Annotated in this window: 13 protein-coding genes and 2 pseudogenes; 4 read left to right on the forward strand and 11 right to left on the reverse strand. The window is 56.7% G+C overall.

Annotated elements, in window-relative coordinates:
• Positions 1-26 precede the first annotated feature (26 nt).
• Together AC1D1N_RS06595 and AC1D1N_RS06600 are read left to right on the forward strand one after the other, a co-directional pair.
• Positions 27-356: a MocE family 2Fe-2S type ferredoxin gene (locus tag AC1D1N_RS06595; protein ID WP_436260312.1), complete on the forward strand. Its 330-nt coding sequence runs from the start codon at positions 27-29 to the stop codon at positions 354-356.
• Entirely contained in the window at positions 353-1,576 is a 1,224-nt protein-coding gene (locus AC1D1N_RS06600) for an NAD(P)/FAD-dependent oxidoreductase (RefSeq protein WP_436260313.1), read from the forward strand. Before AC1D1N_RS06595 ends, AC1D1N_RS06600 begins: the two co-directional genes overlap by 4 nt.
• Before the next feature lie 232 nt (positions 1,577-1,808).
• On the opposite strand, the gene AC1D1N_RS06605 is transcribed toward AC1D1N_RS06600, so the two are convergent.
• From AC1D1N_RS06605 to AC1D1N_RS06620, 4 genes and pseudogenes are all read right to left on the reverse strand, one after another.
• Positions 1,809-2,684 carry an aldose 1-epimerase family protein gene (locus AC1D1N_RS06605; RefSeq protein ID WP_436260314.1) on the reverse strand — a complete coding sequence of 292 codons (876 nt, stop codon included), beginning with the start codon at positions 2,682-2,684 and terminating at the stop codon, positions 1,809-1,811.
• 369 nt (positions 2,685-3,053) lie between these two features.
• On the reverse strand, positions 3,054-4,085 hold the full coding sequence (locus AC1D1N_RS06610; RefSeq protein ID WP_436260315.1) for a LacI family DNA-binding transcriptional regulator: 1,032 nt from the start codon (positions 4,083-4,085) through the stop codon (positions 3,054-3,056).
• Positions 4,086-4,252: 167 nt separating this feature from the next.
• Positions 4,253-4,393: pseudogene (locus AC1D1N_RS06615) on the reverse strand (pantoate--beta-alanine ligase); the annotation flags it as partial.
• 212 nt (positions 4,394-4,605) lie between these two features.
• Positions 4,606-5,424, reverse strand: a complete 819-nt coding sequence (locus AC1D1N_RS06620) for a shikimate dehydrogenase family protein (RefSeq protein WP_436260316.1) — start codon at positions 5,422-5,424, stop codon at positions 4,606-4,608.
• Between the two features lie 93 nt (positions 5,425-5,517).
• Here AC1D1N_RS06620 and AC1D1N_RS06625 point away from each other — a divergent pair.
• Positions 5,518-5,694, forward strand: a pseudogene (locus AC1D1N_RS06625) (IS481 family transposase); the annotation flags it as partial.
• Here the strand turns inward: AC1D1N_RS06625 and AC1D1N_RS06630 are convergent.
• The 5 genes from AC1D1N_RS06630 to AC1D1N_RS06650 form a co-directional block, all read right to left on the reverse strand.
• The gene (locus tag AC1D1N_RS06630) at positions 5,691-6,038 is read right to left on the reverse strand and encodes a hypothetical protein (RefSeq protein ID WP_477347405.1); all 348 of its coding nucleotides are present in this window, start codon (positions 6,036-6,038) and stop codon (positions 5,691-5,693) included. The pseudogene AC1D1N_RS06625 and the gene AC1D1N_RS06630 overlap by 4 nt on opposite strands.
• A 430-nt stretch (positions 6,039-6,468) precedes the next feature.
• Complete coding sequence (locus AC1D1N_RS06635) at positions 6,469-7,536, reverse strand: LacI family DNA-binding transcriptional regulator (RefSeq protein WP_436260318.1); 1,068 nt, start codon at positions 7,534-7,536, stop codon at positions 6,469-6,471.
• Positions 7,537-7,938: 402 nt separating this feature from the next.
• The gene (locus AC1D1N_RS06640) at positions 7,939-8,607 is read right to left on the reverse strand and encodes a class II aldolase/adducin family protein (protein ID WP_436262007.1); all 669 of its coding nucleotides are present in this window, start codon (positions 8,605-8,607) and stop codon (positions 7,939-7,941) included.
• Positions 8,608-8,627: 20 nt separating this feature from the next.
• Positions 8,628-10,013, reverse strand: a complete 1,386-nt coding sequence (locus tag AC1D1N_RS06645; RefSeq protein WP_436260319.1) for an FGGY family carbohydrate kinase — start codon at positions 10,011-10,013, stop codon at positions 8,628-8,630.
• A 308-nt stretch (positions 10,014-10,321) separates the two neighbouring features.
• Complete coding sequence (locus tag AC1D1N_RS06650; RefSeq protein ID WP_477347408.1) at positions 10,322-11,692, reverse strand: MATE family efflux transporter; 1,371 nt, start codon at positions 11,690-11,692, stop codon at positions 10,322-10,324.
• 623 nt (positions 11,693-12,315) lie between these two features.
• Between AC1D1N_RS06650 and AC1D1N_RS06655 the strand changes: the two genes are divergently transcribed.
• Positions 12,316-12,531 carry a helix-turn-helix domain-containing protein gene (locus AC1D1N_RS06655; RefSeq protein WP_436260322.1) on the forward strand — a complete coding sequence of 72 codons (216 nt, stop codon included), beginning with the start codon at positions 12,316-12,318 and terminating at the stop codon, positions 12,529-12,531.
• A gap of 234 nt (positions 12,532-12,765) precedes the next feature.
• On the opposite strand, the gene AC1D1N_RS06660 is transcribed toward AC1D1N_RS06655, so the two are convergent.
• Both AC1D1N_RS06660 and AC1D1N_RS06665 read right to left on the reverse strand, forming a co-directional pair.
• Complete coding sequence (locus AC1D1N_RS06660; protein WP_436260323.1) at positions 12,766-13,500, reverse strand: hypothetical protein; 735 nt, start codon at positions 13,498-13,500, stop codon at positions 12,766-12,768.
• 46 nt (positions 13,501-13,546) lie between these two features.
• A complete protein-coding gene (locus tag AC1D1N_RS06665; RefSeq protein ID WP_436260324.1) occupies positions 13,547-15,079 on the reverse strand; it encodes a hypothetical protein in 1,533 nt (510 codons plus the stop codon).
• Between the last annotated feature and the right edge of the window lie 83 nt (positions 15,080-15,162).

Consider the following 15,162-nt stretch of genomic DNA (forward strand, 5'->3'; position numbering starts at 1 on the left):
CACCACGACCCCGATCGGATTTTATCATGACTTCAGACAACTGGATCGACGCCTGCGGCACGGATGACATCGATGAAGAGGATGTTGCACGATTTGACTACGAAGGGAGGACCTTCGCGATTTATCACAGTCCCGACGGAAACTTCTTTGCCACGGAAGGGCTTTGCACGCATGAAAAGATTCACCTTGCTGATGGCCTGGTGATGGGAGACATCATCGAATGTCCGAAACATAACGGAAGATTCAATTACAAGACTGGCCAGGCCAAGGGTGCCCCGGTGTGCATCAACCTTGCAACCTATCTGGTGCGCATCCAGGCCGGGCGGGTCTTCGTGAACGTCCAGACGATGACGTGAGCGGCATTATTATCGTTGGCGCCGGAGAAGCTGGCGTCAGCGCCGCTTTCTCTTTGAGAGAGAGCGGTTATGAAGGCCCGATCGATCTCTTCGGATCCGAGTTGCACGTACCCTACGAAAGACCTCCGCTGTCCAAGCTTCGGGTGGATGGTGAGAGTGAACCCGGCCGTTCGATCCGCCCCTTGGAGGCTTTCGCAAGTCACCAGATCACATTGCATCGCGGCAAGACGATCAGCAGCATCGAGCGGCCGTCCCGTAGAGTCAAATTTGTAGGCGGCGGCAGTCTCGCCTACTCGAGACTATTGTTAGCGACCGGGTCCGTGCCTCGACGGCTACCTGTTCCAGGCGGCGAGAACTGTGTCTATCTCCGAACATTGAACGACGCCCGCCTGGTGCGGCAAGCGATCTCTCAACGCATGCAGATCGCGATTATTGGCGCTGGTTTCATCGGCCTGGAGATAGCCGCGAGTGCGCGCCAGAATGGCTGCGAGGTTTCGGTCTTTGAAGGTCTTCCACGAATTCTCTCACGGGCAGTGCCGGCAGAAATCGCCGCTGCATTGCACAACAGGCATGTGGGTGCTGGTGTTCGCATTTCCTGCAGCCAGAAACTGACAGGAATTGCTACGAACGGACGGACCCAGGAGCTGCGGTTTGCCGATGGAAGCACTTTCCAGGCCGATGTAGTGCTGGCCGGCGTTGGTTCGCAACCAGTGACCGCGCTTGCACAGGATGCAGGTCTGGCGGTATCCAACGGCATTTCCGTTGATGCGCATTTGCGAACGACGGATCCTGATGTGTTTGCAGCCGGCGATTGCTGTTGCTTTCCCACGATTAGCGGTGAATCCGTCCGTTTGGAGAGCTGGCGAGCGGCCAAAGACCAAGGTCGCACAGCTGCATTGAACATGCTTGGCCGCGCACAGCAATTCACTGGGATGCCTTGGTTCTGGTCCGATCAGTATGAACTGACCCTCCAGGTCGCTGGTCTACCGAATTCCGCAGTCCGGACCGTTCGGCGAAAGGGCGTCGCAGGCCTGTTTCTTTTTCACCTAGACGAAGCCAATCGGATCGTCGCCGTCAGCGCGCTCGCTGAAGGTAACATCCTGGCAAAGGATGTCAGGCTGAGCGAGATGCTTATCGCAGCGCAAACAATCAGCGATCCGGAATTGTTGCAGACTGAAGGGCTAAATCTGAAGCAGTTGGCAAAGATGATGGTCGCGTGAGCTTGAACCGATTGGCTTCCTCGATCTGGTCGTAGACCGAGGCATCGGCACCATCAACGCCATAGGCGCAAGGGGGTCCTCACCAATAGCGCGCGCGCTTCGGGACGATGGCTGGACGAGCCTCAGCGGGCAGTCAGCACTGGCCATGTATGTGAAGCCGGACGTCGGAAAGTGCGAGTGGTGGAAGCCAAGTCGGTCCTCACAATCATGCCTTGGATGCATTGCAGGCGAGTTAAGTCGGATCACGGCCCATGACAGTGATCGACATCTCAAAGTCCCGATGTTCACCAGGTTGAAGCAAGAGAATGCCAGGCTTTTCTGAAAGTTCGCCATCAAAGCCGAGAGGCGTGGGGAAACCTTGCCAAGGCTCGATGCAAACGTAGCCGGCCAAAGGTTTTGTCCAGATGCCCAGGTGGGGTAGGTTTCGCCATTCGATTTCAAGGTAGCTTCCCTTGCCGGAGCCATAGCGTAAACGTCGCGATTCAAGATCGAAAAACATCATGGCTTCGTCGCTGAATAGCTCATCGCACAATTCAATCCTCCTGCCCGCGACCGGACTCGGATATGGTTTCGGGTCCAGAAGACCTGCAGATAGTCTACGCAGAGCGCAGGATTCCTCCTCCTCAAATTCGATGAAATGTTCAAGCCGTTCTCCGGCATCAGGAAGAGGCCAGCGAAACCCCGGATGGAACCCGAACGAGTAAGGCATGACGTCCGCACTGCGGTTGGTCACCTTAGCCGTCATGGTTAGGGTGTTCCTGTTCAAGCCGTAGGCTACATCCAGGCAAAAGTTGAAAGGATAGAGCTCCCGCGTGGCGGCGCTTGCCTCCAGCCGGAAGATGCAGCTACCTTCCTCGGCGGCCATGAGGGCAAATTCACTGGATGGTGCAAATCCGTGCTGACGTAAGCCATATGGCCGGCCGCCGATCATCACGCTGTCGTTGGGAACCCTACCCACGATGGGAAACAGGATCGGTGATGTACCCTTCCAGATGTCTGCGTTTCCATCCCAGAGAAATTCGCGGCCTGAATGATCGCCAAACTCCACCAACTCCGCACGCCACGACGTGAACTTGGCATGCAGAAACTCACTTCGAATGCTGACCATCGTCCCTCACATTTGCGTTTGCAACTACGGTAGGGTGATATATCAAACATGGCAACCGCCTTGATCTGGGACTGGGTGGGGCGCATTTGAATGCGTCGCTTTTGACCTCGTTGCGCAACGGGAAAATTCACGCATAACGCGCTGAGAACGCGGCTCGCAGCCGCAAAGCCTGAATGAATGGCTGGTTTTCGGCCCGATGCGCCTTTTCGACCCAGATCATGCCTCGTGTGGTGGTCCAGCGACTGTCGGCCTTTTGGCATGCGCGCGCATTGGCCAACGTCGACGTTTATGAAATATCGTATGGTCGGTCAGCGCTGTCCAGTCGTGCTCGTTTGAGCGATCGTGACGTCTTTTTGCGGGCGCAGGAGCCTACAGGTTTTCGGGGCAATACAGGCGAAATTCGACATGGGTGGAGCGGGGATCCGAGGCTGGATTCAAGCCGCGGCGAACCAATTGGTCAACGATCTCGCGCGCGAGGTCCTTGCGCGGCGAATCGAGAACAATTCCGACCGTTCCGGAAGCCAGCGCCGCACGGGTCACCGGCGTCAGTTCGTGACAGACGACGTGGAGACGACGTTCGGGAGGTAAAGTTTCGAGCGTCCGCAAAACCGCCGCCACACCGGCTCCGATAAAATAGAGCCCCCTTAAATCGGGATGACGGGCGAGTAATTCCTCGAACATTCTCTCGACGACAGAGTTGGTAGCGATTCCGTAGACGCCCTCGCATAGTTCCATACCCGGTTCGTGCTCGAGAATGTAATTGCGAAGACCTATCTCTCGCTCCTGGTAGGCACGGTACTGATAGCTTTCGATCAGCATGCCGATCTTGCCAGAGCGATTGAGGAGCTTCGACAAGGACCATCCTGCGGTACGTCCCGCTTTCTGGTGATCGATCCCGACATAGCCGGCAAGGCGAGGCGCTGAAAGATTGGACACGATGGCGACGACGGGTTTTGCAATGTCGGCGAGCAGAGAGACGGCCTCATTCACCGCAGGATGGTCGAAAGCCATGACGCCGACTACATCGACCTTTGCAGCCAGCTGGTGCAGCGCACGCCCCATGCCCTTTGGGGTCAGGTCGCTAAAGTCTTCGATCAAAATGCTGCGGCATTCGGGTCGGGCATGCTTGGCATAGGCGTTGATCTCCTCAGCCAATTGTCGGAAAAATGGATTGGTTTTGTGCTGGAGGGCAAGCCCGACAGACACCGACCCGCGACTTTCATCAATCCTCTGCATCATCAGGTTTGTGCCGTGATAACGCAGTTCACGGGCCGCCGATAACACCCGCTCAGCGGTTTTCCCCTTGACCGGAAGCCGTGAGTTCAGCACTCGATCTACTGTTGACGGGCTGACGCCAGCCTTAGCGGCGATATCGGCGATAGTGGCCCGGGTGTTTTTCAAAAACGATACCTTGCTAATCTGAAAAACTCATGGGTTGGCGGATTTTGTTTACGGCAAACCGCTCGATTTGCGGAGACCAACCTACCGGTTAATGAATGATCCTACGCTGCCGCTGAACGCTTTGTCATCTGTTCCCAGCTTTCGCCTCGTCGCACGTTTCGATTGGCGAGCGCGGCACGCACCAAGCTCAGATGGCCTTCATGCAAGGCATCCATAGTCGGCACGACAGCGACCTTCAGGCCATTCTGACGCCATCCGGCCACGGCCATGCGCAACTCGGCGACGGTTCGTGCGATCGGAATGCTCATGCGCCTTCTCCGCCATTGACCGTCCTTGACGCGCATCGGACCTCGGGGACCTTCTCCAGCACGCTTCGCTCACGTCAGGCCGACATGGAGTCACGACTGGGCAGGTACGCAACGCGTATATGTTGCCGCAGGTTCATAACTTGTGGCACCCTCCCCGAGGCCGGATTTCTGGCCTTTCTCGTATCTCAGGTAATTGTCGCATCGTTGTGTGCCTATCCCCTTCGATTAGGCAGAAGCCCTAAGAACTCCGCTTCCAGACGCGGCTGTGGTTTGAGCATCTCCGCGCCGGAGACAATCGCGTGGCCGCGTTCAGCAGCTGCCTGAAGCAGCGGCGTCATCACCGGATTGACGACTACTTCGGCAACAATGGCGGCTGGCTCCATGGCGGCGATGCTGAAGGGCATGGGATCGCCTTCCTTCATCCCAAGACTGGTGGCGTTCACCACCAAGTCCATTCCGGCAGCTATGTCCTGCGCATTCGCATCGCGAACCACAATTCGGCAGGACGGGACGACGGCCGCTATTTCTGCGGCAAGAGCAACTGCACGCTCTGTATTTCGGTTCGCCAGGACGAGCTCTACCAATCCTTCGTCCGCTAAGGCAAAGGCGATAGCGCGGGCTACACCCCCGGCCCCAACGATCAGGGCACGACGTCCCGCTACCGAGATATTGTTGGCAGCAAGACCAGCGATGAAGCCCGCCCCGTCCGTGTTGGTTCCGGTCAACGTTCGATCGGCGTTGAAGCGGATTGCGTTCACCGCACCAACCCGTCTTGCGACTTCCGTCATGTGTTCGAGATGAGGGATCACGGCAATCTTGTGGGGAGCCGTGATACCCAGCCCGACCACATTAAGCATCCTTCGCAACGCCTCAAGACTAGAGGCGAGATCAGCGGGCCGGACGTGGAGCGGCGCGAACACCGCGTCGACCCCTAAAGCCTCGAAGCTCTTGTTGACAATGATCGTGCCGCGGACGTGTTCGACGGGATCGGTGAGCATAAATATGAGAGCGGTCTTTCCGGTAATTTCCATTATCTCTTCAGCTCCAAGTGGTTGGTAGAAAACCGGAAACGCCCTCGTTCCAAAGACCAGGGGGCGCTCAAGGCCGGGTGCTTCACCTAGGCGGCGCTGCGCGAATGGGTTAAGCCGCCGCCTATCCGACCTCAGCCCTCCGCGCCGTTGAATTGCCGGTACGGCTGCACAGAGATAATTGGCACCGTCCGCACGGCAGCCTCAAGTCCAACCCACCTATCAGTCGCCGCGGCCCTAAACGAGGGCAACCTGTTGAGGCTTCAAATCTAGGTCGTAGGCCGTCTAGCGGCCCAGTCGGGAGGCGTAACCACAAATATCGCCGCCGACGTGCCCTTCGACCGCCAAATCAGAGAGGTTCCCGCCGGCAACCACATCATGTCACCGGGCTTCATAAAATTCTCTTCTCCGTCGATCACGATAGAAAAGCTATCTTCCACGGATAGGCAGAACATGACTTCATCGTACCAGAGTCTAAAATCGATATTGGAGTCTTTGAAGTATACAACGCCAGCTGCCATGCTGGCGTTATCTTTGTCGTCTACAAACACATGAGTGGATGATCCACGTGGCGTGAATTCCCTCTTAATATCTGCGACCTTGTACAGTTTTGGCATGTAAATTCCCTCTACTTGTTCAGCCAATAAGATCTCGACCGGACGATGCAAGGCATCAGTCGGTGTCAAAAGCACAAACGATTGTGCCCGAAGTTAATCGGTTTTCTGAGCGCGTCAAGGTCGCTGCCAGGCAGACGGCCCCCTCCTCTAGCGCTGAGAAATTATCTAATCCCTCCAATGGCAGTTAACGCGATCTCCTCGCCCTTAGAGAGCCCAAGTATGGGCCACAATCGATTGTGATGGCAAGTTCTTTTTATCACGATCGAGGTCGGCGATCAGAGAAAGCGCGAGAGGCAGGATTTGAAGAACGGGCCGCAAGCTAGCGCGCAGCACGGGGACAAGGACTTGCCCTACAAAACGTCAAAATGGCGACGTAACTTGACCACCATCGTGATCTCATTCGTGCGCCAGAGAACCGGTAGCTCGCCCCCTATATCACGCCCGTTTCGACATTGATCATCGTCAACTCCGGCGTCGGAAGGGAAGATCTGGGAGGAACCAGTATCGGCGTTATGTAGTAGATGGTTGGGTCACCTGGATCCTTATCCAGGATATCAAAGGCCTTCTCCATCATTGCGACCACGTCTTGCTTTATCATCCATGTCCGGAAAATACAAAATGACGCAAAAGGATCGTAGTCGCAGCAACCAATTTCGATATCGGACAAATCAAGATCTGGATGGCGAGATGAAAAGCGAAGAAATCCTTCGTAATTGAGAGTACTGTTCAGGAAAATACGACGCGGGACACGGCTATGATTCTGATAATACGTCTCGAAGGCTTGACATGTTTTCGCAGGGTCATAGCCAGTAAAATGAATGACTTCGTCGGTCGGTGGACCGGCAAAGTTGTCGACAGCGACCTTGAATCCGCGAATACGATCGAGCGTTGAGACCTCACTGCATCCCCCAAAAAAATGAATATCATTAGCCCGCAGGCCGTCCTTGTTTCCAGTCTCAATAATTGCGCTCGTCAGGGTCAAGCCGCCATTGAAATTATCGCTGATGACAGACGATACTTTCGACCCGGGAAGGTCTATGTTGACATGGCGCTGCCCAGCAGAACTGCAAATCTCATGGACTCCATCCGGGTCGGCTGCACCGCAGATAACTAAACCCTCAATAGAGTACGAAATCAATGTCTTAGCGGTTTCACGTTCGGTGGCCGGATCACGACCGGCGCTAACCACGATAGGACATTTTCCCCGACGGCGAACGTTCAGTTCGAAGCTCTGTGCAACCGCTGCGAAAAACCGACTGTTGTGCGAGGGGATCATCAGTCCCGTCATTTGCGAGACGGACTTGCGAAGGCCCTGGGCCTGCTTGTTCGGCATGTAATTGTGCGCTTTTGCCAGCGCTTTCACAGCCTCCGCCGTCCGGGCTGAGATGCCCCGCCTCGACCAAGTCCCACTCAATACAGCACTGATCGTCGAGACGGAAAGACCAGCTTTTTTCGAGAGTTCATAAATCGTGGAGCGTTGTTGATTGTCGATAGCCAAAAATTCACCTCAGGTGCTGTGATTCCGTATTCCTTAGAGGATATCAATCTTACACAGTCGGTTGTGAAATGGCATGAGAACGATCCGGCCCTAACGAGCCCCAAAGGCAGCTGCCTGATCCCACATTGAGATGGCGCGCAATATCCTTGAACCGAGGCTAGGTGTTGATTTGCCACCGAGAACTGATCCGGCAGCATATGACATTTCCATTGAGAATTGACCCATGTTTGGATCAGCCCTGCACGACAATGGGGCTTTGGAGTGATCGACATGGGCGTTATTGAGCCGATCTGGCCCCGCAACGTACCGGTATCCGGTCGGACTATGACATATGTTTAGTTATGAGTTGTCTTGGCGCATGGCATCGAGCCAGCGATTCGCCAGCCCGCCGCACAGAATCAATCATCCCGTATGGTTTTCCTTTGGTATCAGACGGATGGTGGCGCCCTCCAGATCTGGCGCGTTGCCGTAGGACATCTGCTTCATCTGGCGCAGCACATGGTCCATTTCCTCGTCGGTGAGCAGGATTGGCTCGCCCATCGCAAGCGACTGAATGTACTGTCGCGCCAGCGTCTCCACTTCGTTGGCAATGCGCAAGGCATGGTTAAGATCGCGGCCGACGGCGATCTGGCCGTGATTGGCGAGCAGGCACGCGTCGCGTCCCTGCAGCGCCTTTAACGCGTTCTCCGACAATTCCTGGGTGCCATAGGGCGCATAGTCGGCGCAGCGGATGGTGTTCCCGCCGGCTATGCCGATCATATAGTGGAAAGCCTCGATCTGGCGGCGGTGGCACGAGAAGGACGTCGCGAAAGATGAATGGCAGTGCAGCACGGCGTTTCGGTCCGAACGCTCCTTCAGGATGTCGCGATGGAACCGCCACTCGGAAGACGGCAGACGCGCACCATAATAGCCTCCTTCAAAATCCATCTCGACAATATCTTCCGGTTTCATCACCTCGTAGCGCAAGCTCGTCGGGGTGATCAGGAAGCCTTTCCCGCTACGCACGGCGAGGTTGCCCGAGGTTCCCTGGTTGATGCCGGAAGAATTCATCCGCAGGCAGGTTTCGATCATCTGTTGTCTTAGTTCAAGTGTCACCGATGGTCTCCATAGTTGGATTCGTCAATCTGTTGGCGCCAGGCCCGATGATAGTCCCGTAGCGCAGTCACGTTCAGGCCGCCGCAGTCGATGGTCTCGAACCGCAGCTGATGTGGACGGGCGATCCCGGCCAGCATAGCTGCGCCCCTCGCCGTACCGTTCCTGGCCGATGCAACGAGGACCCGCCGCGCTGGATCGAGCGCCGCGAGCAGAGCGCCGAGCATCGGTTGCGCAGTCACATTTCCGTCGACGATGAGCTGCCGCTGATGACCGAGATAACCGGCGCATAGATCCGCCAGCATGGCGTAGTAGACGATCGCCAGAGCCGACAGGTCTGGGGGATCGGTCGGCATGGGGCCGACAACTCTTCCCCTGTTGCCCGCATTGGGAACCAGTCCCCCGCGCCGAACGAAGCTCGGTAGTGCTAGAATCTTCGATTCGAGAATCCTGTTGACAGAATCCACGGTGGCAATATCGCGTCTGCCGCCGGTCAATATCTCGAATTCGCGCCCGGCCATCGCCCGGCAGCTTGTCAGCGGGACATCAAGCGCCGACTGCTGGAAGGTCACGTCGATCCCATGCGGGATCGAATTCGATTTCGTGTCGCTCAGGCCGACCAGCCACGTTCCGCAAGACAGCAACGTCACGCCGGTAAAGCCGGCGGCCTGGTAGCGATGAAAGTTTGCGGCGCTGTCGTGGACGCCGCAACGAACATGCACCCCACCGAGCTGTCCCCACAGATTCACGAGATGACCCGATATCGGCCCAAGCACATGCGAGGGCATCCTCACCGGAGCCATGAGATGCTGCCATCCCTGTCTGGCGACCAGGGACGTGAACCTTTTCTCTCGCGCATTCCATAAGTGAGACTGGGCAGTGAGGCTGGTGATGTCCATCGATGCAATGCCGGACAGTCGCCAGGCCCAGTATTGGGGCGCCGGCATCAACGTGGCCGCCTTCGCGAAAAGATCGGGGTGCTTAAGCTGTATCCAGAACAGCTGCTTGGCAATATGTGTCGCGCCGAGGCCTATGTTGGCGCCACGTTCCTCGAGCCCGTCGGCCACTTCCGCATAAAGGATGTCCAGCTCGGCCGGCATGGTCGATTCATAGTCGAGAAGCGGCGTCGTCGACCCGTCCTCGTTGACGATCATCGCCGATGAACCGTGCGTGCTGACGATTACATCGGACACTTTGTCGAGCTCTGACAGCTCGCAAAGCGACTGGAACATGAAACACCAGGCGGACTCCAGTTCCTGGACGATATAGCCATTCTCCTCGACTGAGCGGTTCTCCGCCTCAAGAGACCGGATGACCTCTCCATCATTGGCGACGAGGCTCGCCTTCAGATTGGTTTTACCAACATCCAGGACGACTACCGACACGATGTCGAACCTTCGCGATCCTGCGGCCGCGATGCGTCTCGCATTCCCCCCTTTGGCTCTCCAGCCACATCAGCCACCGTTCAATCTCTCCCCGACCCGCAGCAGCCAACTCCGTCGACCTTGCCGATCCATGTGAGCTTCTAAATACAGAAAAGCGCGGGCTTTCACAATCGATTGTGGAACATATTTTTCCGAGGGTCGGCGCAATTCGAAGCAGGCCTCGAGGTCATTTCGATTTGACCGCCGCCCTGGCGAACCATCCGCGGTCAAGTTTGTGAAACAGCTTGGTGCGCGACGGCCACGCCGTGTCAGAAGGTCACGATTCTTAGCTGCTTCCGCAGCGCGAAACGCGTCACAAGCGATACCGCTACCACAACAAGGCCGACTGCGAGACCGATCCAGATGCCCGTACCGCCAAGCCTAGTGCCAAGAGCAAGATAGATTCCCAACGGCGCCGACACCAACCAATATCCTCCGAATGCAATCAGCATCGGAACCATAGTATCATTTAGTCCCCTCAAGGCATGTGTGGCGTTCACCTGCGCACCATCGGCAAGTTGGTAGATGCCAGCGATCGCGAGATAGCCAACAGCGAGTTCGAAGGTTTTGTGGCCGCCAGGAGCTGACGGATCGAGGAAAATGGCAATAACGTCGCGGCCAAAAACCACGAAGGTAAACCCAGCAACGAGCATGAACGCGGCCCCGAGCGCGATAGACACCCAGCCTGCGGCCTGAATGGCCCGGTCGTCACGGCGGCCGTAAGCCGTCCCGACGCGGACCGTGGCGGCGGCTCCGATGCCGAACGGAACCGTATACGTCAGCGCGCCCATCTGCAGCGCGATCGCATGTGCCGCGACCTCTTCCTGCCCGATGTAGCTCATAACGAGCGCCGCGCCGGAAAACACGATCAACTCGGCGAACATTGTGAGACCAAACGGCACTCCGAAACGAAATATGCGCCACAGTTCCAACCAGTTCGGATGGATGAGCGCTTGAAGTCGAAATGCCTCCCCGAGTTCCCTATCGAGGCGAATATACACAGCAGCGGCGATCGCCATGAACCCGTAAGAGACGACATTGGCCGTCGCCGCTCCTTCCATGCCAAGCGCGGGCGCGCCGTACTCACCGAAGATCAACACATTTGACAGGCATGCGTTCAACACGACGCCGCCGCCGGTGATGACGAAAACAGCCCGACTTCGGCCGTATGCCGACATCAACGATCTGAAAACCAAGAAGAAGAACGCCGGCAAAAGCATCAGCGAGGCCACCCTCATATACCGGACCGCGCGCTCCGTGAGACCAGGGTCCTGTCCGATCAACCGGAACACCGATCCTATCTGCGAAAGTATGCAAATCAGGGCGACCGCCAGCAGGAAGCTGGCGACCAAACCCTGCGTCACACAGTCAGCGACTCTATCGATTCTTCCACGCCCCCGGGCTTGCGCGGCTAGCGGGGCGACGGCGGCGACCACACTGATTCCGAAAAGAAAGAACGGCATCATGAAGGAGTAAGCCAGTGTACCCGCGGCCAAAAAAGGCGTGCCAAGCTTCCCCAACATCACGATATTCGTGGTGAAGAGCGCGCTCTGTGAGAGCTGGGCAAGGGCCAATGGCCAAGCCAGCCGGAAAGTCAGGCGCAGTTCGTCGCCCCATGCTTGGGGCAATATCGCAATCATAGAAATACCCGGGTGCGCGAATCGGGGCGCCCCATGGGGATCCCCGTCTCCAAGGGCGATATATCATATGCTGAGACGGAGTAGCCACCAGAGATCTAGTAACTTCTAGGCCAGCGTCTTCGGTTTCTTAGGTTCGGACTCAAGTGCTTCGTGCTTTAGTTTTTCGAGGTTCACGGATATCCCGGCGAACATTCGCATAGGAGCGGTGAATATCGTCGGCAATTGAGCGTCCGAAAAGGCCGGTCGGCAGCTCCCTCGTGGGTACGAAAAAAGAAGAGAAGCAGAACTTTCGTGTGCAGTTTTTGCACACAAACGGCCATAACCAATTGATTTTATTTTGGTATCTGCCCCATCCATCAATGAGCACAGTTGCGCGCTCGGCTAAGCCAGCTCGACCAAGCCGTGGGTCTTTGCGATTTTGGTCGGCAAGTCATCCGATTTCTATCCGGCCGTATCCGTTGTCACTATTCCCCTGTTCCGCGCCTTCCATTTCTCGTGCGCAGACGTCAGTCATAGCCGTGCTACTGCATGATCAACGGTTTGGGAGCGTGCCCGAGCCTACTCACAGCTAGCGGTTGGGATGCTAGAGCAGCGCAGCCGCCAGCAGACATTGGGAGGCCCCGATGAAGTATCTGACGGCCGAGGAAGTCTCGGAACGCTACCGTGGTAGCATCTCTGTTGGGACGCTTCGAAACTGGCGAGCCATGAGGATTGGACCGGCCTATGTTAAGATTGGAAAAGCGGTGCTGTACCCAATCGAGGAGCTTGAGATGTGGGATCAAAAAAATACGGTGGCGTGCCGTACGTCAAGACGACTCACGATGAGCGCTGTTGAGTGAGCGCGACGTTCACGGAGGAGGAAAAGACCGCCCCAAAACACCGCACCCACAGGGTAAAATGAATATTTTTGGCCAAGATTACCGTACGGTCGCTCAAAACTATTCGGCAACGCGATCCGCATTGGCGAAATCGTTGGGGTTGGGACGCAAGGCCGCTCCGGTCAAAAAGCCGGCGCCAAAACGCAAGGCAAAAGCGTGGATGCACGTCCACGCACGGCGAACCGTCACGTGCGCTCAGCCGCGAACCGACGGAATGCCGGCCTCCCCGTTGATCACGGTCTCTAGTCGGGTCTCAAACCGGCCAAGTTCACCGATTGTCTCTTGGCGTCGCTTCTCCTGGGCACTTTCAAAAACCATGCCAATGAACACCGTCCGCTCATAGAAGCGGAGCAACCAGCCGCTTTCGATGCCTGGACTATCCGTGACGGTGCCATAGCGGTAGTCCATGATATCAGGCTCGGCATGCGCCTCCGTCATATGGTTCAAGACTGCGGTCGGCACTGGCGCGCGCAAGGTGTCGCAAAAGACCTGGTCGTCGTCCAAAGGCCAGCGGAGTCCGTGATGGAAGCTAAGCCCTCGGACGATTTTGCGCACAGACCTTAGGATCCGCGCATCCTTCCCCGGATAGATCCTGAACATACCCGGGCGCTCGGTCGCCGACGTCATGATCCGCATCATCTCGGCGGCACGCCTGGGTCCGTCAGCGAGGCCCAGACTGCGGCGGATAGGGCCATCCCAAAGCTCGGTAACCGCAGCGTTTGCGGTCCCGGCAATGCTGATGACGTTCCGCAGATGAACATCATCGTCGGCCGTTCCATTGTTGCAGGGGCCGCAAGCGGGGATCACTATACGCTGAATGCGGCTCGACGCTTTCGACGGCGGATAGAATCCCCGCGGAATGACGTGTTCGCGGGTACTGAGACGTACCTCACCGCACAGTGCACAACGCGCGACAAATCGTTTTCCCATGACAGGTCCGCTGAATTGCTCGCCACGAATATAGCACCAAGCAAGTCTAGGGTGACTGCAGGTCCGGGTCTTCCGGGGGCTGGTTTGGTCCGTTTGGCGCTTTGGCTTTCTCGACCGCGGCATTTTCCTCGCCCGATTTGCCTTCTCCTTCGGCTTCGCCGGGCTTAGCACTGTCGGCCTCCTGGACGTCAGCATCTTCGGTGGATTCGCCCGCCGCAACGTCCCCGGGGACAGCGAATTCCCACGGCAAGCCGTGCGAGGCCACGGCAAGGCTATCGTTGAATCTGGAATGCCCCATAGTCAGATCGCATTGTTTGAGAACCACTTTGAACACGACCTCGACATAGCTCTGAAGTACGTTGACATCCTTCCAGAGCACCTCTCGCTTTCCTCCATGAACAACCTTCGACCTGACACCGTATAAGCTCTTGACTTGATTAAAGACTTTGACGCGCGTTTCGATGTCGTTGGTGCAGATGACTGATACGAACCTACTGATGGTTTGCGTGATTGGCGCAGATTTGTCGTCATTCGTGAGCAGAGCTTCCAAGGCGGTGAAGAAGGCAAGCAGACGCTCGGCACGGTCCAACGATTGCCGGCCGCGCGTAATCCACCCCAAACCCTGCGCTACCCTCCCCGCAAGTGCTTTCTCTGTGGTGTCGAATAGGAGGTCGGCGAGTTTTTGTATCGACTGGTCGGAAAGCTGGGCGGCGATAGCATGGTCAACGTCATAGGCTCGAACTCCCTGCGCTCCGCCAGCGGAGACGATAGTGCCGTCTATGGTTACGTGAGACCTCCTCGGATTGGTCGGTAGCGTCGGATGAGGTTCGATGTCTCCAATATCTGGGAAGCGAGGCGACCACCCTGACCCTAACAACCGAATGAAGGTGATCGCCACGTCAATAAGCCACTTGGCTTCTTCCGCGACATTCTGGCGAGCTGCCGGGACTTCGACAACAAACACCATCGCCGGCATCCCAACCAACAGGGTCCCTTTGATTAATTCAATGTTCGGGTAGCTACCTTTGACCAACGACACCTTCTTGTTTCCAGCCAGCGCGGCCGTTGACGCCACTGCGTCATCGGTCCGCATTGAGGTCACCCGGCCAATCTTGATGGGGCCGTCATAACCATTCGGCATTATCAGGAAGTTGGGTACGATCTCGATATATTCCTTGCCACCTTCGGCAAGTGTGTCTGCCACCAGTTTATCGGCGCATTGATCGATTGTTTTGTCTGCCTGCTGCGGACTGGCTTTGGGGTCCAACTGCTTAATGCAGTCCTGCGCCGCAGTCAGGCAGAGGTTCAGCAGGGTGGGCTCGTGGGCGCTTTTCGCTTTTAGCATAGTCGCCGCCAAGACCACGAATTCTCGCCTGGCCTCAACAAACAGGGAGGTGAAGCGTGCCGTGAATCCTTCAAAAAAAGTTCCACCGAGCTCGCCAAAGTCAAACGGCTTCGGATCGCCAATCCGAATTGCTCCTTGCAGGAGCCCATGCATGACGCCGATCGCGTGTTGCTTCAGTTCCTTTTTCTGATTTTTATCGAAAGATGGCTTGTTGCCGTTGCTTTTGCTGCTCATGCCCCCCCACTTAGCTCTCTGAATTCTGACAGTCTCTGGCTATGATCAATCGCCACCTTTAGGTCGGGTGACGGGAGGCTTTC

The organism is Mesorhizobium sp. P2_B5 (assembly GCF_056404775.1).